We start from the raw sequence: 20,858 nt of genomic DNA on the forward strand, positions 1-20,858 counted from the left end.
GCTATTTGAGGAATTATCTGGGCTGGCGAAGGATGTTGGAGCGTTATGGGCAGGCAGTGGATATCCCGCGTTGCTTGCATGAGGCGCTGGGGCGCCCCATGCAACACGTAATTGGGACATAGCCTTTTTTATGGGCTAGGATCCGTTGACGACGGCCCCCCCTCGCCCATTTCCAACCGGCCGCCCAACGCCTCGGTCCGATACCGAGTCACAACCCTAACCTGCCTCCAACCCCTGATCCACACCATGCGGAGTCACGGGGCTGCCCGCCACTAGGGCCCATGATCCGGCGGCATGGCCCCCCGCATCGGCTGAGCCATGCAATCCGAACAGACCCCACCCATCACCGGGTCCTCATCTCACGACCCTCACAGGCAGGGTAGTCAGCCTTATCGCCCGCGCCTGAAGCTGCCTGTCGGTCACCGCTTGGGAGCTGGGGTAAAATGTCAGAAAGTTATCGAGATCAAGGTTTTGGCAAGCACGCCTTGTAACATGGAGATGACCAAGACCACATCGGGGTACAGGAAGCGAGGCCGGAGAGGCAGAACCAGAGCGGATGCAACGGGCACCCCGAGCAGGAGATGAGCATGTTGAAGAATACGGAACGACGTTATGGCAGCCTGAGCATCGGGCTGCACTGGCTGACCCTGCTGTTGATGATTGCCGTCTACAGCCTGATGGAGTTCAGGGACATCTTCCCCAAGGGCTCCGTCGGCCGCGATGCCATGAAGGAGTGGCACTTCATGCTGGGTCTACTGATCCTGGCACTGGTCGTGGTGCGCCTGCTGGTGCGCTTCAGCAGCCCGTCACCACGTATCGAGCCCGCCCTCTCTCCCCTGATGCTCAGGCTGGCCCACCTCGCCCATCTGGCGCTGTACGGCTTTCTGCTGCTCACCCCGCTGCTGGGCTGGCTGCTGCTGAGCGCAGGGGGCAAGCCCATCCCCTTCTTCGGAGCCGAGTTGCCCGCCCTGATGGTGCCGGATGATGGCCTGAAGGGGACCATCAAGGAGCTGCACGAGACGCTGGCCAACATCGGCTATGCCCTGATCGCCCTGCACGCCGCCGCGGCCCTCTATCACCACCACGTGCTCAAGGACAACACCCTGACCAATATGTTGCCCGAGAAGAGATAATCCAGGACCGGTCACACCAACAAACAGACCCCTATCATGGGGCCTGTTTGTTGGTCGATGCATCGTCCTCAGGGCAAGACCACCCGGCTCTCCCCCCCGCCGAGGGCTTCGACCCTGATCTGCACGCCGATCCGCTCAACCAGGGTCTGGACGTGAGAGATGACCCCGATCTGGCGGCCCGCCGCCTGCAGGGAGTCGAGGCTGGAGAGCGCGAGATCCAGGCTGTCCGGATCCAGGGTGCCGAACCCCTCGTCGATAAACAGCGACTCGACCTGGGTCTGGCGCGACGAGAGGCTGGAGAGCGCCAGCGCCAGCGCCAGCGACACCAGGAAGCTCTCGCCACCGGAGAGCGAGTCCACCGAGCGCACCTCGTCCCCCATGTCGAGATCCACCACCTGCAACGCGAGATCGGTACCGGGCACCCGCTCCAGCCGGTAGCGCGGCGACAGCTCGGCGAGCTGGGCGTTGGCCTCCAGCAGCAAACGCTCCAGGGTGAGGCTCTGGGCGAAGGTGCGGAATTTGGCGCCGCTGGCCGACCCTATCAGCTCAGACAGCTGTTGCCAGTGATCCACCACCTCCTGCTGGCGGGCCAACTCTGCCTGCAGGCTCCCCGCCTTGAGCGCCGCTGTCTCGGCCTGGGCCAGCATGCTCTTGCACTGGAACAACTGCTCCTCCAGTTCGCGGCAATGGGCCTCACAGGCGCCGAGGCGCTGGCTCAGAGCCTCGGCACTGAGCGCCGTCAGCTCGCCGTGGTGCTCACGGTAGCGCTCCAGCTTGGCTTCTTCCTGCGCCTGCGCTCGCTGGCGCTCGCCGAGCCGGGTACGCGCCTCGGCCAGGGCATCGTCCAGCTGTTGCAGGGTGGCGCGGCGCACCTTGATCTCCTCCGGTGTGATTGCCAACAACCGGCGCAGCTCATACTCGGCGATCCCGAGCGTGCTGGCCTGGGCCGACCAGCGCCCCTGTACCTCCCGCTGTCGCCGGCTGCTCAGCTGTCTGTCCTGCTCGAGATGGGTCAGCCGGGTCTTGAGCTCTGTCTGTCGCTCCCGCAATGCGCGCAGGGTCGTCACAGCCCCGTCGAGCTGGGCATTCAGCTGTAACAGTCGCTGTTGCCACTCGTTCTCGACCTCGGCGATGGCACGACCACCTAAGCAGACCTCCCGGCTGGCGACCAGTCCCTGCCGCTGCTGCTCCCCTGCCTTGTAGTCAAGCTCCAGCTTGTGCATCAGCTCGTCCTGACCCTGCACCCGCACCGCCTGCGCGCTCAAGACGGGCGTCTGACTGGCGATCTCCGTCCCGAGCTGTTCCCACTCCCCCTGTCCCTGCAGGCAGGCCTCACAGGTCTGCTGCCACTCGGTCCAGCGCTCACCCTCGGCCCACTCGCGCCAGGGTTCGGCCCCCATCTGCAGATCGAGCCTTGCCTCCCCCTGTGCCAGCCGCTGGCGCAGGCTGCCCTCTTGCTCGGCCAAGCCCTTCAGCTCGGCCTCACACTGCGTCTTCTGTCGCTCGCTCTCGTGCCACTGTTGCTCGAACTGCTGCTGACGAACATTGAGCTGGGCCAACTGCTCCCGCAGTCCCGCCAGCGCCTGTTGCCCAGCCTGGGCCTGCGACAGCTGCCGCTGCCCCTCGGCCAGACGCTGCGCCAGCGACTCTCCCTGCGCCAGCAAGCGGGACTGCCATTCGCCCCACTCGGCCGGGCTCTGGTGCGGTGGCAGTTCGCCCCCGGACAGCTCGTTGCCACCCAGCAGTCCCCAGCGCTCGGCCAGTCGAGCGGATCTCGCCTCCAGCTCGGGCTGCTGTTGCTGGCGCGCGGTCAGCTGGCGGGCCAGTTCGACCCGCTCGCTTTCCCCTTGAATATGTTGATGATTGAGCCGCTCCCACTCGAGCTCCAGCTGACGGATACGCTCGGCCTGCTGGGCCAGGATGCCCGCCACCTGGGGCTGACTCTGGCGATAGGGATGCTCCTTGGCACCGCAGAGCGGGCAGGGTTCATCATCTTGCAGTTCATGGCGATGCTGCTCGAAACTGGCCACGGCGCGGGCCTGATCCAGTGCGCGGCGCGCCTCGTCACGCTGGATGGCGAGGCGCGCCAGCGCGGGCTCGCGCTCGGCGTGCAAGGCGGCGAGGCGGGCCAACTGCTGCTCGAGCGTTTCGATCTCTTGCCAGAGTCGCTCCTGCTGCTCGCTGTGGTTGCGCCCCGCCTCTGCCAGCTCCAGCAACTGGTGCACCCGCGCCTGTTGCTCGGTGTCAGATTGCCGCCGCTCTTGCGCGCGAGCCACCTGGCCGTCCCACTCTTGCGCCTGCTGTTCATCGTGCTGATGCTGCAGCCGGGTGCGCTCATGCTGCCAATAGTCGCGCTCCTGCCGCCCCTGCTCCAGGCGCCCATTGAGCTCGCGCAGGGCCTGACTGCGCTGCTCACGACTCTGCTGCACCCGCTGCAACAGCGCCCGGCTCTCGACCCAATCCTGCATGGCGGCCAGCAAGGGGCGCCACTGGGGTGCCAGAGACGCCAGGGTCTTGCGCTCCTCGAGCCAGCTCGCCCATTGCTGACGGCGCTCCGTCAGCCCTTGCACCCGCTCCGCTTGCTGTTGCCACTCCCGCTGCAACTTGAGCTGCAGCTCGCGCGCTTGCTTGCCCTGTTGCTGGATCTCCTGCAGTTGGCTGACCCTCTCCCGGATACGGGTATCGAGCTCCTGCGCCCGCTTGATCTCCGGTTGCAGCGCCCCCCACTCCCCCTCGGCGGCAGTTTTCTCTGCCAGCAACTGTTGCTCGCGCAGCACGGCCTGCTGCTGCTCCTGCTCAATTTGCGCAAGCTCCGGGCCCAGCTGGCCAATGAGCAGCGTTTGCTGCTGCAGATCGGCGGTCAGGCGGGCCAGCTCATCGTGATCGGCGCGGGCCACCTGAGCCTGCTCGAGCCGGGCGAACTCCTCCCGCGCAAGCGCGGCCTCGGCGTGGGCCGCCTCGGCGGCGGTCAGCAACCCCTGCCCTTCCTGGCAAGCCTGGCGCAGGGCGGCGATGCGATCGTTGAGATCGCGCAAGTCCTGCAACAGCTGGCGCTGCTGTTGCTCGTGCTTGAGGCTGGTGGAGAGGTTGAGCTGCTCGGTGACCCAGTGTTCCCGGGTCGCCTCGTCCATCAGCGCCACGTCGCCGAGCCGTTGTGCGATGGCCGTCAGCGCTTGCTGCTCGGCGCGGGCCCGCTCATGGGTCTGTATCGAGATGGCGGAGTAGAGCTCGGTGCCTGTCATCCGCTCCAGCAGCGCCGAGCGCTCGTCGGCGCTGGATTTCAGAAAGGCCGCAAACTCCCCCTGGGGCAGGATCACGGCCCGGCGGAACTGCTCCCAGGAGAGGCCCACCAGCTCATCGATGCGCTCCTGCAACTCCCGCTTGCTGCCGGAGAAGAGCTGGCCTGTCTGGACATCGGTCAGGCTGCGCTCCTGGGCCTGGAAGCGCCCCTCCGAGCGGTTGCGGGCCCGGCGTACCGCCCAGCGCGCCAGATAGCGGCGCCCGTCACAGCCGCGAAACTGCACCTCGGCAAAGCCGCTGGCGTGGCCGCGACTCAAGATGCCGCGCACGTCGTTGGCCTTGAGCTTCTCCTCGTCATCCAGTCGACCCACCTCGGCCACGTTCTTGCGATTGGCGATAAAGCGCGGCATCTCGTCATAGAGCGCGAGGCAGATGGCGTCGAGCAGGGTGCTCTTGCCCGCCCCCGTGTTGCCGGTGATGGCGAACAGGCCGGCAGCGCCGAGGGCACCGCCATTGAAATCGATGGCGAAGCTGCCGGTCAGGCTGGCCAGGTTCTCGCCTGACAGAGAGAGTATTTTCATGCCTCTGACTCCTTCACCTGCACCAGGATTTCTTCGAACGAGGCCACCAGTTCGGCGGTCGGCTCCCCCTCGAACTGGCGCTGGTAACAGAGCCTGAACACCTCGGTCGGGGAGATCTCATCGAGCCTGCGCCGGTTCGCCCCATCGGCCAACCCCTGACCCGAACCCTGATAACGGGTGCTGATGCGGGCCAGACGCACCGGTTTGCCGGTCATGGCCGCCAGGATGCGCTCACGGATGCGAGCCTCGGGCTTGGGCAGCAGCAGTCGCACCTCGAGGAAGGGCTGGGCCTCAACAGGCAGCTCGGGCAAATCGAGCGCAGTGATGGCGTCAAGGGCCTCATCGAGCGCGCTCTCCGGCAAGCGGATCATCTCGACGCTACGGGGAACCGGGATCCGCTCCAGCGCCGTCAGCTTGTCGCCCTCGAAGGTCACCTCCAGTACCTGGTGGTTGTAGTTCGCTTCGGCCAGCGACAACGGCAGCGGCGAGCCGCTGTAGTGCACGCCGGGGGCCGGGCTCTGGGCGAGATGCAGGTGACCCAGGGCCGTGTAATCTGCCCCCGCGAAGATGTCGGCGGGCAGGGCGTGCTGGTTGCCGCCGAGCACCCGCCGCTCCGAGAGCTCCGAGAGCTGGCCCGCTGCCAGATAGGCGTGGCCCATGGCGATCAGCGCCTGACCCGGCTCACAGCGCGCACGGCCGGCGCCGAGCACGGCTTCATAGATCTGGCGTACCCCTTCGATCAACCTGTCCTGCCCCTCGGCCAGCGCCTCGACCCGCAGATCGCTGCTGCGCAGGAAAGGCACGGCGGCGCACCAGGCGGCGACCTGGCCCTCCCTGTCGTGCAGCGGCACCAGCAGGCGCTCCGTTTCGAGCCGCCCCTCTCCGTCCCGACTGATGCTGCCCACCAGGTGCAGATCGAAGGCCCGCAGCAGCTCGTGGGGGGCATCCAGCTTGGAGGGGGAGTCGTGATTGCCGCCGACAAGCACCATGTCCAGCGTCGGGTGCTCGGCCCGCAGCCTTGCCAGGAAGCGGTAGAGCTGTTGCCAGGCGCTGGCGGGGGGATTGGCGGTATCGAACAGATCCCCCGCCACCAGCAGGGCATCTATCTGCCGTTGCTTGATGGTGTCGGCCAGCCAGTCGAGGAAGGCATCGTGTTCGAAACGGCGCTCATGGCCATGGAGTTGATGGCCAAGGTGCCAGTCGGCTGTGTGCAGGATCTTCATGAGAGAGCGGCTCGGATAGAGAGGGGGTGCCAACGGCACCGAATGCGGACAGGATGCGGACAAGGCCCCCTTTTTTCAAGCGCCGCCAGCCACGGGTCAGCTTCGCCTCGGTATAAAATGCATCTGATACTGGGGATGACCGGTCAGGGGATCCGTGACTTCGTCCCCGACGGTGAAGCCGTGGCGCCGGTAGAAGCGCACCGCGGGCTCGTTTTCCACGAATACCCGGGTGTGCAGCTCGTCCCCCTGTAGCTTGGCCTCCTGCAGCAGGGCATGGCCGACCCCCCGCCCCTGCCGGTCGGGGCGCACGAAGAGCGCGGCCAGGAAGTCCTCCACCAGCGCCATGAAACCGAGCAGCTCGCCTCGCTCCTCAAATACCCAGATGCGGGCGTGATCGAGATAACGGGTTCGTAGCTCCTCCTGAGCCTGCCACCAGCAGGACGCATCGACGAAGTCATGGGCCTGCAAAGACGCCAGCAACCAGATTTCGACTATTTCTTCCATGTCTTGCGGTCGACTCGCTCTCAACATTTCCTTATCCTTATTAACAAGCTGAACACAAGCAGTCTAGGGGAGTTCGGTCGCCGCCCCTGTGCCGAACATGATGCCCTGTGAACTCGATCGCCCTTTATTTAGCGAGAATGATTGGCTGATCACAAAGCGCCTCTCTAGTACAATGCCCGCCGGACAATCTATGAGACCGAGGACGCCATGTGGTTTAAAAACCTGCAGATTTATCGCTTTACCCGCCCCTTCGAACTGACCGTGGAGCAGCTGGAAACCCAGTTGGAGGCCTGTGCCTTCACCCCCTGTGGTAGCCAGGACATCTCCCGGTTCGGTTGGGTCAAGCCCCTTGGCAAATTCGGCTCTACCCTGACCCACAGCGCCTCCGGCCACATCCTGCTCTGCGCCCGCAAGGAAGAGAAGATGCTGCCAGGCACCGTGATCAAGGAGATGCTGGCGGAGAAGGTCGAAGCGATCGAATTCGAGCAGGGCCGCGCCCTCAAGAAGAAGGAGAAGGAGGCGCTGAAGGAGGAGATCATGCATACCCTGCTGCCCCGCGCCTTCAGCCGCACCAGCCAGACTTTCGCCTGGATCAACCCGGCCGACAACCTGATGGTGGTGGATGCAGGCTCCGCCAAGAAGGCGGACGATCTGCTGGCGCTGCTGCGCAAATCCATCGGCTCCCTGCCGGTGGTGCCGGTGGCGCTCAAGAACCCGCCCGAGATCACCATGACCGAGTGGTTGAACGAGGGTAACCTGCCGGCCAGCTTCACCCTGGAAGACGAGGCCGAGCTGCGCAGTGCCATGGAGCACGGCGGCATCATCCGCTGCAAACAGCAGGATCTGATGAGCGAGGAGATCAAGAATCACCTGGCCAACGACAAGATGGTGACCAAGCTGGCCCTGAACTGGGGCGAGACCCTGAGCTTCGTGCTGGGGGACGATCTCTCCATCAAGCGTCTCAAGTTCAGCGAAGAGCTGCGCGAGCAGAACGACGATGTAACCAGCGAAGATCCGGCCGCTCGCCTGGACGCCGACTTCGCCCTGGTGACCGCCGAGCTGGCCCAGTTCATCCCGGCACTGTTCGCCGCCCTGGGGGGCGAGGAGCAATCCATCTGAGGGCTCAGTCCCGCTGGCGACAGAAGCCATCGTACAAAAACCGCCATCCGGCGGTTTTTTTCATTCTGTTGCCGGGCTAACCGACGGCATCAGTCATAAGCGACGCGACTCAGAGTGCCCCATGCTCCTTGAGAAGCCCATGGAGCCGCTCGGCCAGGGTGCGATAACCCTGCTCGTTGAAGTGCACCGAGTCTGACTTGAGCTCGGGACTGCGTAGCAACTCCCCTATGCTGTCATTGTCCAGCACCAGCCCGTAGCGCTCCGCCAGCTCCCCGTAGAGAGGGGCCCCGTCGGCAAACAGGGACTTGCGGGGCACCCCCACCAGCATCACCTGGGCGCCGCTGCCTTGCGCCGCCTCTATCATGGCGGCGAGGTTGTCCTTGAGCGCTCCCTCTCCGCTGCCACGCAAGATGTCGTTGCCCCCCTCCAGCAAGATGACCAGCGCGGGCTTGTGCTCGGCCAGCAGCGCCGGCAAACGGGCCCTGCCCACCAAGCTGATCTCCCCGGAGACGCCGCCATTGATGACGGTATGGCCGCTCAAATTCGCCAACACGCTGGGGTAGCTCTGGGCCGGGCCGACACCGCGCCCCTCGGTCAGGCTGTCACCGAAGGCCAGTATGGTCGCCCCCGCAGCCAGAGGCTTGAGCCCGGGATCCCCGCAGGCGGCCAGCAGCAGGCAGAGCAGCCCTATCATGATTTCTCTCATCCACCTCTCCTTGTGGGTTGCACTCTCATCCCTTGATGGCTTTGTGGCCGTATGAGTACAGAGACAATCTTTTCATCGAGGTTCGATTGTGCCACATTCCGACCGGTGAATGAAAAACAGACAAGGAGAGTGTCATGTCCCACCGATCCCTCGGCCTGCTCGCCGCCTTAGGCATGCTCGCCGGCTGCGCCCCTCAAAATACCTTCCACTACGTGACCCCACCCCAGACCCTGCTCGCCCCCGAGTCGGCCAGCGGCTGGACCGACAAACAGGGCTGGCAGGGCCGTGACTTCATGGTGGCCGCCGCCAACCCGCTGGCGGTGGATGCCGGCTATCAGATCATCAAGGCCGGCGGCAGCGCGGTGGATGCCGCCATCGCCGTCCAGCTGGTGCTGACCCTGGTGGAGCCCCAATCCTCCGGCATCGGCGGTGGCTCCCTGTTGCTGGTGTGGGATGGCAAGCGGGTGAGCGCGGTGGATGGCCGGGAGACCGCCCCCGCCGCGGCGACGGATCAGCTGTTTATGCGGGACGGCAAGCCGATGGCGTTCTATGACGGCGTGGTGGGCGGTCGTTCGGTCGGCGCCCCCGGCACGGTGCGCGCCCTGGCGCTGGCCCATCAGCGCTATGGCAAGCTGCCCTGGGCCAGCCTGTTCGACCCCGCCATCACCCTGGCCGAGCAGGGCTTCATCATCAGCCCGCGGCTGGCCACCCTGATTGCCAAAGACCCCTACCTCGCCAGGGATCCCGAGGCCCGCGCCTACTTCTATCAACCGGACGGCGCCCCCAAGGCGGCGGGCACCCGGCTCACCAACCCTGCGCTGGCCGAGGTGCTGAAGACCCTGGCCCACGAGGGGGCGGACGCCTTCTATCGAGGGCCGCTGGCCGAGGCCATGGTGGCCAAGGTGCACCGGCATCCCACCAACCCCGGGGTGCTGGCGGCGGCCGATCTCGCCAGCTACAGCGCCAAGCTGCGGGACGGTCTCTGCTTTGATTATCGCCAGAGCGAGGTGTGCGGCTTCCCGACCCCCTCCTCCGGCACCCTGGCCCTTGGCCAGATCTTCGGCATGCTGGAGAGCCGCGACATGGCGGCGCTCAAGCCGGTGCCAGGAGCAGACGGTCGGCTGGCTGCCTCGAGCGATGCCATCCACCTCTACAGCGAGGCGGCGCGGCTCGCCTTCGCCGATCGCAACCAGTACGTGGCCGACGGCGACTTCGTCAGCGTGCCGGTGGCCGGGTTGCTCGACAAAGGCTACCTCGCCGAGCGCGGCAAGCTGATCGGCGCCCGCTCCATGGGGATCGCCCAGCCCGGCACGCCGCCACTGGCGCTGGCCCGCGGCAAGGACGCCACCCCTGAGCTCCCCTCCACCAGCCACGTCTCCATCGTCGACAAGGAGGGGATGGCGGTCTCCATGACCAGCTCCATCGAGGATGGCTTCGGCTCGCGGCTGATGGTCAACGGCTACCTGCTCAACAACCAGCTCACCGACTTCTCCTTCACCTCGGTGGATGCCGCCGGTCTGCCGGTGGCCAACCGGGTCGAGCCGGGCAAGCGCCCTCGCTCCTCCATGTCGCCCCTGCTGGTGTTTGACAAGCGGAGCGGTGCACTGGAGATGAGCCTCGGCTCGCCGGGCGGCTCCGCCATCATCAACTACGTGGGCAAGACCCTGCTGGGAACCCAGGACTGGGGGCTGAACCTGCAGCAGGCCATAGCCCTGCCGAACTTTGGCAGCCGCAACGGCCCCACCGAGCTGGAGCAGGGACGCACACCCCAGGCCGTGATCGAGGGGCTCAAGGCCAGAGGACATGAGATCCTGCTCAATGAACAGACCTCGGGGTTGCAGGGGGTGCAGCGCAACGCCGGCGGCTGGTTTGGCGCGGCCGATCCCAGGCGCGAGGGGGTGGCCAGAGGCGAGTGAAGGTCTCTGACACTCGTCTTTAGTGCCCGATTGCGACGGAGGCGGCCTGGTGCCGCCTCCGTCCTTTCCACCCTCGACACTCTTCAGCCAAAGCCGCATAAAACTCATCACAGATTGATTGCGACTGCCAAGAAATGTGACAAAGCGCCATTCCCTCTCCCTAATTCTATGATTTATACGCGTTTAATCTCAAATACTGACTTAAAAGTGGATAAGTGTTGCTTGGATTAAAAAAATACATTATTTTTCAATAGAAACGGCAACTGTTGTCCCCAAGATATTGTGCTTGCCACGGCCAGCATCTGTCTCTTTCGCCCCCTGCTCATTGACAGCTGCCCTCTTCACCCCCGCGGTGACCTGGTAGCCCCTGACTGCCATTAGCGAGGTGACGACATGGACCACTCACTCCCCCTTATCACAACCCTGGTTGGCGGCCTCGTGCTGGCCTATCTCTTTGGCATGCTGGCCCAGCGCCTGCGGATCTCCCCCATGGTAGGTTATCTGGCGGCCGGGGTCGTGTGCGGTCCCTTTACTCCCGGCTATGTCGCCGATCTGCAACTGGCCCCCGAGTTGGCGGAGATAGGTGTCATTCTGCTGATGTTCGGGGTGGGGCTGCACTTCTCCCTGAAAGATCTGCTCTCCGTCAAACACATCGCCATCCCGGGCGCCATCGTCCAGATAACCCTGGCGACCCTGCTCGGCCTCGGCCTCTCCCAGCTGCTCGACTGGAGTATCACCGCCGGGGTGGTGTTCGGATTGGCACTCTCGACCGCCAGCACCGTGGTGCTGTTGCGGGCGCTGGAGAACCGCGGCCAGGTCGATACCAATGAGGGCCGCATCGCCATCGGCTGGCTCATCGTCGAAGACCTGGTGATGGTACTGGCGCTGGTGCTGCTCCCCATACTCGCCAACCTGCAACAAGGGGATGAGAGCCTGACCCTCGCCCATGTGCTGTGGGACCTGGGCCTCACCCTGGCCAAGGTCGCCGCCTTCATCGCGCTGATGGCCATCGGGGGTCCTCGCCTCATTCCCTGGCTGCTGGCCCGCACCGCCGCCACCGGCTCCCGAGAGCTGTTTACCCTGGCCGTACTCTCCTGTTCGCTCGGCATCGCCTTCGGCGCCGTCAAGCTGTTCGGGGTTTCCTTTGCCCTCGGCGCCTTCTTCGCCGGGGTGGTGATGAACAGCTCGCACCTGAGCCACAAGGCCGCCAACGATACCCTGCCCTTGCAGGATGCCTTCGCCGTGCTCTTCTTCGTCTCTGTGGGCATGCTGTTTGATCCCACCATCTTGCTGCGCGAGCCGCTGGCGGTGCTGGCCACCATCTTCGTCATCGTCATCGGCAAGTCGGTCGCGGCCTTCGCCATAGTGCGGCTGTTTGGTCACAGCCAGCGTACCGCCCTGACCATCTCCGCCAGCCTGGCACAGGTGGGGGAATTCTCCTTCATCCTGATGGGGCTGGGGATCATGCTGGATCTGGTGCCCGAGGTGGCGCGCGACCTGGTCCTGGTCGGAGCCTGCTTCTCCATCATGCTCAACCCCCTGGTGTTCAACCAGGCCGAACGCTGGCTGCGGCGCAACCCCGAGCCGAAGGTGGAGGAGAGCCCCCCGCACTGCCCCTTGCAAGGCCATGTGGTGGTAGTCGGTGCCGACGGCATCGGCATTCATCTGATCCGGCAACTGCATGCGCAAGGGACGGAAATGGTGGTGATAGACAGCGATGAGAGATTGCTCGATCCCTGGCGCGCCCAGGGCATCACCTGCCTGGCCGGCCATCCCGTCCAGCAGGATCTGCTCGCGGCGGCGCTCCCCAATGCCAGCTGGTTGCTGATCACTTTGGAGGACAGCCTGCTGGCCGGCGAGGTCGCGGCAGCCGCGCGCGAACAGGGTGCCCTGCTGCGGATCGCCGCCTGTGCCCATCAGGCCGAAGAGGTGCATCATCTGTTGATCCGCGGGGTACATCAGGTGGTCAAAAGCGAGGAAGAGACGGCGCGTCGGCTGTGCCAGCTGACAATCCAGCCAGCCTGAGACTCGGCGGGTCCTCATTGAAAGCGCCTCCCGGTCACTCATCCCTGAAACCGGCATAAAAAACAGTCCGGGCCATTAGCCCGGACTGTTTTTTTGAGCACCCTGCGTCGACAAACTCACAGCAAATCGTGTTTATCCAGCAACCGGTAGAGAGTTGCCCGCGAGATGTCGAGCCTGCGCGCCACCTCCTCCAGCTGATCCGGAAAACGGGCGAGGGTCTGCAGTAATGCCTGACGCTCGGCGGCTTCTCGCACTGCCTTGAGCGATCCATCCAGCAGCAGTGAGTCCATGTTGGTCAGCTCCATATCATGGGCCTCGATAAAAGGGCCCGAGCACATGACAGCGGCCCGTTGTACTCGGTTGCGCAGCTCCCTGACGTTACCGGGCCAGCCATAGGATTGCATGGCCTGGCGCGCCTTGTGGGTGAAACTGAGCACGCGCGCTCCCCGTACCTCGGCCAGGATATCGTCAGCCAGCAACTGGATATCTTCGACGCGCTCACTCAAGGCGGGAGTGCGCAGCCGCACCACGTTGAGCCGATAGTAAAGATCCGTTCGAAAACCACCATTTGCAACCGCCTGCTCCACATCGATATTGGTGGCCGCAATGACCCTCACATCGACGTTACGGGACATGTGGCTGCCCACCGCCTCTATGCTTTGCTCCTGCAAGAAGCGCAGCAAGGTCGCCTGATCCTCCAGCGGTAGCTCGCCGATTTCATCGAGGAACAGGGTGCCGCCATCTGCCGCCTCTATTTTGCCGATCTTGCGGCTCTGCGCCCCGGTGAAGGCGCCCTTCACGTGCCCGAACAGCTCGGACTGGATCAGCTGATGGGATATGGCACCGCAGTTGACGGCGACAAAGGGGCTCTCTTCTCCGAAGGTGCTGTAGTGCAGCTCCCTGGCCACCAGCTCCTTGCCCGTCCCGCTGGGCCCCGTCACCAGTACCGGCAGACGGCAATGCTGCAGACGCATGATCTGATCCCGCAGGTGGCGGATCGGAGTGCTTTCTCCCTGGATAAAACGCAACTGGACCGGCAGCTTGGGGCGGTGACGCCGGATGAGCTGGGCCATGCCAAGAGCATGCCCCAGACTGTGGGAGAGTCGGTCCGGATCGAGCGGGAAGGTGTGGAAATCATGGAAGCAGGCAGCAAGCAGATTACGCAGTGCCTCGCTGGCAAGGCAATCGCGCTGGATCAGGCCAATCCACAGGCTGCTGGCATGCTGCGCAATCAGGGCATGCAACGCCTCGTGCTGGTCAGGCCCGATGGCAACCAGTACCAGCGGATAGTCCCGCTCCTGCAATTTCTTTTCTGCCACTGCCAAGGTACTCGCCAGCTCTAGTCGCCACTCGTCTTTTACCAGCAGACTTTCCAGCACGGCACATGAATTGATGAGTAATAATGCCGTTCCTGTCATATGAAAACCTCCTTGTTATCCCTTCGAGACATTAGAGCCAGACCATGACTCTTTGAGGTTCACACTTTCATTGAGAGAGGACTTTTTCATTATCAAATGACGCCAATCCAACACCACCAGACGATGCTAACTATAACCTATCTCCCATATAGACTAATGGCACCACAATAATGAGAACGTCACTTTAACGGTGAGAAAGCATAAAATCATTGATAAACAATGCGTTAATGTTAGTCATAAATCCTCATCTCAGACATGAGACATATAGATAAATAAATCAAAATAAAAACCCATATTAATCAACCAATTACAGGTTGGCATATTCATTGCTCTATCTAGTTTGCTCTAGTGGCATACGGAGAAAGAGCATGAAAATATATATTGCACTGGCAATTTGTTCCCTTTCGATATTAACGAGTCAACCACGAGCAGAGAATCGTGTTGATCTCGGTTCGCAGGCCCTTAGCAATATCCGGGGAAGCATGGGTGTCAATATGGTTGCCGGTAATAACAACCAACAGGGCAACCTCTCTGCCATCGCTATCTCGGGGCCGGCTGTTATTCAATTTAACCAGCAGAATCAATCCACTACCAATCTCAGTGGCAAGCAGAGCGTCGCCATTCTTGGACAGGCTCTCAGCCATAACCAGGGACTCGTCGGTATCAATCAAGGTGCGGGTGAGGCCAACCAACAACTCAATGCCTTCGCACTGTCACTGGATGACAGCGGCATGGGTGTGGTGACCGATATCAATCTTAGCACCAGCGTCGCAAAGACCCCTTCCGGCAAGGTCCCTGCGACCACGACTACCAGCATCTATCTGGATGACAATGCCCTGACAGGCAGCAAAGGGGTTATTCAGGTGAACCAGGTCACGGGGCAAGGAAACCAGGCAGTCAACATGGTTTCCCTGCCTCTGGCAGGCGCAGTAACGGTATCACCATGATACCGCAGGGATAGGAAGCCAAGCTTTGAGGTGTAGAACTAGCCGATAGGCACATCTTCCAAAGAAAGCTCAATGGAGAGACTCATTATGCGTGGACTTATTTATAGCTCATTAGCCGCCGCGGTCGTCATGGCCATGTCGGGCACCGCATTCGCGGATTATCGCGGTGACAGGGATGAGACAGGGGCAACCTTGACCAAGAAGGTCAAGGCAGAGGTCGATGTTGAATACGAAGGCAGAGTCAATGTCGGCGGCTTCATCAATGTTAACAAGCTCGGCATGGCGGTGGTGGACAACCAACAATCCAGCTCCATGATTGGCACCGCCAATTCAAGAACCGAGAACAAGAGCCAGATCGATGGCTCCTTCCAGGATGCATCCGGTAACGTCGGCGCCAACGTAGCGGCCGGTGATTCCAACGTGCAGGGCAACAGTGCCGCCTTGGCCGCCTATGACCAAGTCGACGCCGATGCCGAATTTGTCATGGGTCGTGGCCAACAGCACGGTACCCCGGGCGGATCCTCGGATGCCGAGATCTTCTCCGACCAAAGTGCCAGCCAAAACTGGACCACCAACAGTGGTCATCAGAACGAAGCCGGGATAGGCGATGGGGCATTCGATGGGGCGGCAGGCAACATCGGGGCCAATGTGACCTCCGGGTCGGGTAACGTGCAGGCCAACAACATGGCGGCCTCCGTATCCACCGGTAACATGGCCGTCGCCACCGTGGCCAACAGCCAGAGTGTCTCCAAGAACCTGACCGAGAACAAGAGCCTGAGCGCCACCAAGACAGTGGACTACAACCCCATCTACCTCAAGCTCAAGGCCAATGGTGAGTACGAGGGGACCAGCAAGCAGTCCAACAACGTCTATCCGGAAATCTGGAAAGATGGGGATCACCCGGGTGGTGGCGACATGTGGGGTCATATCGACTATGACAATGAAGGTAAAAATGACGGCAAGTTCGAGTTCAAGGAAGAGGGGGATATCAAGCTCAGTGGTTATGCCACCGGCTATATTCCTGTGGTCAACACCTACACCAGTCGTGAGACCTTCAATCACGCCACCATCGATGGCGGATCCTTTAACAATGCTGTCGGCAATATCGGGGTGAACGTGTCTTCGGGCACCAACAATCTGCAAGCGAACAATCTCTCGCTGGCAGCCGGCTTTGCCAAGTAATCCACTTAGGGGGCCTTTGTGCCCCCTTTTTCAAGGACATGGAGGTTTCGATGCGCTGGCTACTGCTGTTGTTATGTTGCCCTGCGGCCTGGTCGGCCACTCTGCCATTGGGAGAACACCTCCCGGCACTGGGGGATCTCAACAAGCCGGTGCAGAGTATTCTGGAGCGCCGTTATGCCAATATCGAGCGCCAACATACCGATTTCAGCTGTGGAGCCGCCGCCGTTGCCACCATACTGCGCTACTCCTATGGCCAAGTAACCAATGAGCGCTGGGTGATGGACGGGATGCTGGCCATGGCCGACCCGGAGCAAGTCAAGCGCTACGGCTTTTCCATGCTCGACATGAAGCAATATCTGCAAATGCTCGGCATGCGCGTCAGGGGCTATCGCCTGGGCGATGAAAAACTTCGCCAGGTGAGAGTGCCCACCATCGTTTTACTCAATATTCGAGGCTACCAGCACTTTGCCGTGCTGCGCGCCATTGATCGACATGACCGTGTTTATCTGGCAGACCCGGCGCTGGGGAACCGCGTCATCACCTTCCAGGAATTCAAGGAAAGCTGGAACGGGATCCTGCTGGCCGTGATTGGCTCAGGTTACCGTCCGGATGCCCCTCTAGCCAATCCCTCTCCCCCGCCATCGGCCAGAGGAAAAGACGGGATGTTCGCCCCTGTCAATGAAACATCTTTGCTGGAATTTGGTTTTCAGCACAAAGAACTAATGTGAGGTCATCATGAACACCCGCCCAGCTATCTGCCTCATTTGCAGCCTAGGTGGCGTTGCCTGCCCACTGCTGGCAGCCTCCGATCCTCTGGCATTGCTGTCAGATCACTTTGCACCCGAGCTGGCTGATGGGGAACTGGCCCACTTGCGTGGTCGTTATGTCAGTTCTCACGGGATCAACTATTTCGGTATCGAATTCATTTCGACCCTGACCACGGCCCAAGCTCAGCAGACCGCTGCCATGAATCTGACCCTGAGCGTGCTACAAAATTCCCCCAAACTGGATATCCGGATAAAAGACCAGATCAAGGCAGTGACAAGCACGCCTGACACGGCCTCGGTGCAAGGATCAGGCTTGGTGCAAGTCGTGCAATTGGAAGGCAGTGGCAACAGCTCCGTGAATCAGGCCGGTATTGCACTGACTCCCCCCGTCATGACGGGACAGATTGTTCCTGCCGGCAACTATGAACATCAGGGAAACCTGGGTACCGCCAGCTATCGGGTTTCAGGCAACTATGCGGGGCTGCAACTAAACTCGTCCGATGGACGCGTCCTATTGGAACAGAGTCTGAGAGGAACCGATTTCAGTCGAGGTCTGCTGCAACTCAATAGAGTCAGAGGCGATGGTTTGCAGACCCTCAATCAGACCAGGATCTGGCTTTCTCACTAGGCAAAGATGAATCCCATTGGCTGCGCTATAAAAAGGATAATAAACAACAAGGATGAATTTCGATGAAACAGTCCACCATGCTGTTGATTGCATTGACCCCTTTCACCTGCTGGGGCGCAACCGCAGAGGAAGAAGCGCTACAACAACAGCTGGATCAATTACGTCAGCAATTGATCCAGCAAAATCAGGCGCTCCACCAATTGCAAGCTCGGCTGGAAGCCGTCAAGGCGGCCGGAACGACCACCACCACAGCTGGCACTGCTGCGGGAACCGCCGCCGTCGCAGCCTCCTCCCAGTCGGATCCGGCGCGCCGTGCACCCGAGGCCGGTCGCAGTACCGAAGATCTGATGCTCGAGCAGCACAACGTGTTCGACCGCGCCCTGACCTTCGACTTTGGCCTCTCCTACCAGCATTACAATCGCAAGGATCTGGCCCTGCGCGGCTTCCTGGCGCTGGACGCCATCTTCCTCGGCGAGATCAACCTGGACAGGGTCCGCTCCGATCAGTGGACCGCAGACCTGGTGACCCGTTATACCCTCAATGACCGCTGGCAGTTGGAACTCGCGATTCCCTATATGTATCGCAACACCAACTATCAGAGTACCGGCAAGGAGAACTCCAGCCGTGATTTTGAAGAGCAAAGCGTCAGCGATGGCGGGCTCGGGGATCTCAGTCTCGCCGTCTACTACAGGGTCCTGGCCGAGGATGAAGATTGGCCGGATCTGGTGTGGAACGTTCGGGCCAAGGCGCCAACCGGCAAGGATCCCTACGGCACAGAGTTCGAGTCATCGGAATCCGGCAATCTCATGACCCCCAAGGAGCTCGCCACCGGCAATGGGCTCTGGCAGCTGTCGACCGGCTTCTCGCTGGTCAAGACCCTGGATCCCGCCATCCTGTTTGCCAACCTCAACTATGGCCACAGCCTCAAGCAGGACTTTGACGACATCTCCTATCAACCGGGGGAGCAGCCCGGCAGCATTCAGCTGGGTGACTGGTATGAATACGGGCTGGGGGTGGCGTTTGCACTCAATGAGCGTTTCAGCCTCTCCTTCAACGTCAACCAGCGCATCACGCTCGAGTCTGAACAGGGGGCCGAGGGCTTTGACATGGAGAAGGTCACCGGCTCGGATGCCAACGCCGCCAGCTTCGGGATGGGCTCAACCTGGGCCATCACCGACCAGCTGTCCATGGCGGTCAACTGGTCAGCAGGCCTCACCACCGATGCGCCGGATTACAGCATAGGGCTCCGCTTCCCCTATCGTTTCTAATGGATGTACGCGGTGTCTGACTCGCTTGACGACTGATACCACTGTGTAATTTGGCCGCCTTAGCGGCCTTTCAAGATACACAAAAGAGGGAGGCATGATGCCTCCCTCTCCCTTTTCACGTCTCGTGGTGCAAGCGCCAAGCGCAGGCTGCACCAGCCCTCCCCATCCAGCACCAGAGCCAACGGCGGTGGCCCAAGCCTCATGGTCGATGGCCGTCGAATCACCTGTAGCTCGCCACCTTCATGGGTCGCTATACCCCCAGGCGATCCCGCAAGGTGTACCAGGCAGCGCCGGCGGCAGTGAAGGGGATGCGCAACAGACGGCCACCCGGGAAGGGGTAGTGAGGCAGCTTGGCGAAGGCATCGAACCGTTCGGCCTGACCACTCAGTACCTCCGACAGCAACTTGCCCGCCAGATGAGTGCAAGTGACCCCGTGGCCGCTGTAACCCTGCATGTAGTAGATGTTGGGGCCGATGCGACCAAATTGCGGCAGACGCGACAGGGTCAGCAGGAAGTTGCCGGTCCAGGTGTACTCCACCTTGACCCCGGCGAGCTGAGGGAAGGTCTTCAGCATCTTGGGGATGATCAGCCGCTCGATATCCGCCGGATCCCGCGCCCCGTAGACCACGCCACCGCCGTAGAGCAGGCGGTGATCCCCGGTGGTGCGGTAATAATCGAGCAGGTAGTTGCTGTCTTCCAGGCAGTAGTTCTGCGGCAGCAGGGCGCGGGCCCGCTCCTCCCCCAGCACCTCGGTGGCGATCACCTGAGTGCCGCAGGGCATGCTCTTGCCCGCGAGCTCAGGCACCAGGTTGCCGAGATAGGCGTTGCCGGCCACCACCACGAAGCGCGCCTTCACCGCCCCCTTGGCGGTCTTGATCAGGGCGGGCTGCCCCGGGGTGATACCGATGACGGCGGATTGCTCGAAGATCCTGCCTCCCTGCATGCGGATGGCTTCGGCCTCCCCCAGCGCCAGGTTGAGGGGATGGATGTGGCCACCGCTCTTGTCGAGCAGGGCACCGACGTAGCGATCGCTCGCCACCACCTCACGCACCCCCTCCCCATCGAGCAGCTCCAACTGATCGTTGCCCCACCTCTGCCAGCGCTCATACTGCGCCTTGAGCTCGTGCAGCTGCTTCTCGGTCTCGGCCGCGAAGACCCCGCCCTGCTGCAAGTCGCACTGGATGTTGTAGCGCTTGATCCGATCGCGGATGATCTGGCCTCCCTCAAACAACATGGAGCCGAGCAGCCTGGCCTGATCCGGCGGGCAGTTCGCTTCGATGGTGTCGATATCGCGGCTGTAGGAGTTCACTATCTGGCCGCCGTTGCGACCGCTGGCACCGAAGCCGACCCGGGCGGCTTCCAGCACCACCACCTTGTAGCCTTTCTCCACCAGGTGCAGGGCGCTGGAGAGCCCGGTGTAACCCGCCCCAATGACGCAGACATCGCACTCCAGCTGCTCGGTCAGGGTCGGATAGGGCGCGTGTTTGTTGGCGCTGGCTGCGTAGTAACTGTTTACATGTTCGGTCATGATCCTTGTTTCCTTACCGGTTCTGTTCCCAAACTATCTTCTTTCAACATCAGAAACTGGCCGGGGTATGGGCGCTGACGATGCGACAGACCTGCCCCGACGGATTGCTGAAGCTGTGGGGCTCGCCCGTGTCGATCACATAGCTGTCCCCGGCACAAAGCTGGTAGGTCTGGCCGGCCAGGGTCAGCAGCACCGAGCCTTCCAGCACGGTACCGACCTCCTCCCCCAGGTGCTTGACCTGGCCCCCGGTGTCGGTACCGGGGGCATAAGTCTCCAGCATGAAGCCAAGCTGGCGCCGGTTGTTACCGTTGTGCACCAGCTTCATGGAGACCCCCTGACTGCCCAGCTCGATCAGCTGCTCGGCCTTGATCACCACGCTCGGTGCCCGTCCCTCCTCTTCGGCGAAGAAGCGGGAAAGCGGCAACTCATAGACGCTCAGCAGCTTCTGCAACGAGGCCACCGACGGGCTCACCTTGTTCTGCTCTATCATGCAGATGGCGCCGTGGGTCAGCCCGCTCAGCTCGGCGACTCGCCGCTGGGAAAGCCCCAGCCGGCGGCGGGTGGCGGCGAGCCGCTCTCCCATGCTTTTATCCATCCCTTTGTCAGCCAAGGGGTTATCCGTCATGGCCTGCCACCTGGCCTCTCCCTGTGGTTGCTGCATGTCCGCCTCCTT

At 62.2% G+C, this 20,858-nt stretch carries 16 protein-coding genes and 1 pseudogene; 10 read left to right on the top strand and 7 right to left on the bottom strand.

The features are described from left to right. Both MM194_RS10180 and MM194_RS10185 read left to right on the top strand, forming a co-directional pair. Positions 1-122, top strand: a pseudogene (locus MM194_RS10180) (IS1595 family transposase); the annotation flags it as partial. A 465-nt stretch (positions 123-587) separates the two neighbouring features. Then, positions 588-1,133 (top strand): cytochrome b, encoded by a 546-nt coding sequence (locus MM194_RS10185; protein ID WP_033130454.1) that lies wholly within the window; start codon positions 588-590, stop codon positions 1,131-1,133. Between the two features lie 68 nt (positions 1,134-1,201). Here the strand turns inward: MM194_RS10185 and MM194_RS10190 are convergent, their stop codons facing one another. The 3 genes from MM194_RS10190 to MM194_RS10200 all read right to left on the bottom strand — a co-directional run bounded on the left by MM194_RS10190 (position 1,202) and on the right by MM194_RS10200 (position 6,708). After that, the gene (locus tag MM194_RS10190) at positions 1,202-4,954 is read right to left on the bottom strand and encodes an AAA family ATPase (protein ID WP_241343509.1); all 3,753 of its coding nucleotides are present in this window, start codon (positions 4,952-4,954) and stop codon (positions 1,202-1,204) included. Further along, the gene (locus MM194_RS10195; protein WP_241343510.1) at positions 4,951-6,177 is read right to left on the bottom strand and encodes an exonuclease SbcCD subunit D C-terminal domain-containing protein; all 1,227 of its coding nucleotides are present in this window, start codon (positions 6,175-6,177) and stop codon (positions 4,951-4,953) included. The genes MM194_RS10190 and MM194_RS10195 overlap by 4 nt, the downstream gene beginning before the upstream one ends. 96 nt (positions 6,178-6,273) lie before the next feature. After that, a complete protein-coding gene (locus MM194_RS10200) occupies positions 6,274-6,708 on the bottom strand; it encodes a GNAT family N-acetyltransferase (RefSeq protein ID WP_241343511.1) in 435 nt (144 codons plus the stop codon). Between the two features lie 180 nt (positions 6,709-6,888). Here MM194_RS10200 and rdgC point away from each other — a divergent pair, with 180 nt between their 5' ends. Next, positions 6,889-7,800 (top strand): recombination-associated protein RdgC, encoded by a 912-nt coding sequence (rdgC, locus tag MM194_RS10205; RefSeq protein WP_033130457.1) that lies wholly within the window; start codon positions 6,889-6,891, stop codon positions 7,798-7,800. Between the two features lie 109 nt (positions 7,801-7,909). Here the strand turns inward: rdgC and MM194_RS10210 are convergent, their stop codons facing one another. After that, complete coding sequence (locus MM194_RS10210; protein ID WP_241343512.1) at positions 7,910-8,506, bottom strand: GDSL-type esterase/lipase family protein; 597 nt, start codon at positions 8,504-8,506, stop codon at positions 7,910-7,912. Positions 8,507-8,640: 134 nt separating this feature from the next. Here MM194_RS10210 and ggt point away from each other — a divergent pair, with 134 nt between their 5' ends. Both ggt and ybaL read left to right on the top strand, forming a co-directional pair. Further along, a complete protein-coding gene (gene ggt / locus MM194_RS10215) occupies positions 8,641-10,422 on the top strand; it encodes a gamma-glutamyltransferase (RefSeq protein ID WP_241343513.1) in 1,782 nt (593 codons plus the stop codon). A gap of 393 nt (positions 10,423-10,815) precedes the next feature. Beyond that, on the top strand, positions 10,816-12,447 hold the full coding sequence (gene ybaL, locus MM194_RS10220) for a YbaL family putative K(+) efflux transporter (RefSeq protein WP_241343514.1): 1,632 nt from the start codon (positions 10,816-10,818) through the stop codon (positions 12,445-12,447). Between the two features lie 116 nt (positions 12,448-12,563). On the opposite strand, the gene MM194_RS10225 is transcribed toward ybaL, so the two are convergent. Further along, positions 12,564-13,865: a sigma-54 dependent transcriptional regulator gene (locus MM194_RS10225; RefSeq protein WP_033130461.1), complete on the bottom strand. Its 1,302-nt coding sequence runs from the start codon at positions 13,863-13,865 to the stop codon at positions 12,564-12,566. Positions 13,866-14,233: 368 nt separating this feature from the next. Between MM194_RS10225 and MM194_RS10230 the strand changes: the two genes are divergently transcribed. The 5 genes from MM194_RS10230 (at position 14,234) to MM194_RS10250 (ending at position 18,657) form a co-directional block, all read left to right on the top strand. Then, on the top strand, positions 14,234-14,812 hold the full coding sequence (locus MM194_RS10230; RefSeq protein ID WP_238566410.1) for a hypothetical protein: 579 nt from the start codon (positions 14,234-14,236) through the stop codon (positions 14,810-14,812). An 87-nt stretch (positions 14,813-14,899) separates the two neighbouring features. Further along, entirely contained in the window at positions 14,900-15,994 is a 1,095-nt protein-coding gene (locus MM194_RS10235; protein WP_241343515.1) for a hypothetical protein, read from the top strand. Positions 15,995-16,044: 50 nt separating this feature from the next. After that, the gene (locus MM194_RS10240; RefSeq protein ID WP_033130463.1) at positions 16,045-16,722 is read left to right on the top strand and encodes a C39 family peptidase; all 678 of its coding nucleotides are present in this window, start codon (positions 16,045-16,047) and stop codon (positions 16,720-16,722) included. A 7-nt stretch (positions 16,723-16,729) separates the two neighbouring features. Continuing rightward, on the top strand, positions 16,730-17,389 hold the full coding sequence (locus tag MM194_RS10245; protein WP_033130464.1) for a hypothetical protein: 660 nt from the start codon (positions 16,730-16,732) through the stop codon (positions 17,387-17,389). A 62-nt stretch (positions 17,390-17,451) separates the two neighbouring features. Beyond that, positions 17,452-18,657, top strand: a complete 1,206-nt coding sequence (locus MM194_RS10250) for a transporter (protein WP_033130465.1) — start codon at positions 17,452-17,454, stop codon at positions 18,655-18,657. Positions 18,658-18,907: 250 nt separating this feature from the next. On the opposite strand, the gene MM194_RS10255 is transcribed toward MM194_RS10250, so the two are convergent. Continuing rightward, the gene (locus MM194_RS10255) at positions 18,908-20,185 is read right to left on the bottom strand and encodes an FAD-binding oxidoreductase (RefSeq protein WP_033130466.1); all 1,278 of its coding nucleotides are present in this window, start codon (positions 20,183-20,185) and stop codon (positions 18,908-18,910) included. A 49-nt stretch (positions 20,186-20,234) separates the two neighbouring features. Continuing rightward, entirely contained in the window at positions 20,235-20,846 is a 612-nt protein-coding gene (puuR, locus tag MM194_RS10260; protein WP_241343516.1) for an HTH-type transcriptional regulator PuuR, read from the bottom strand. Positions 20,847-20,858 lie beyond the last annotated feature (12 nt).

Source organism: Aeromonas sp. MR16 (genome assembly GCF_022549315.1).
Lineage (GTDB): Bacteria > Pseudomonadota > Gammaproteobacteria > Enterobacterales > Aeromonadaceae > Aeromonas > Aeromonas aquatica.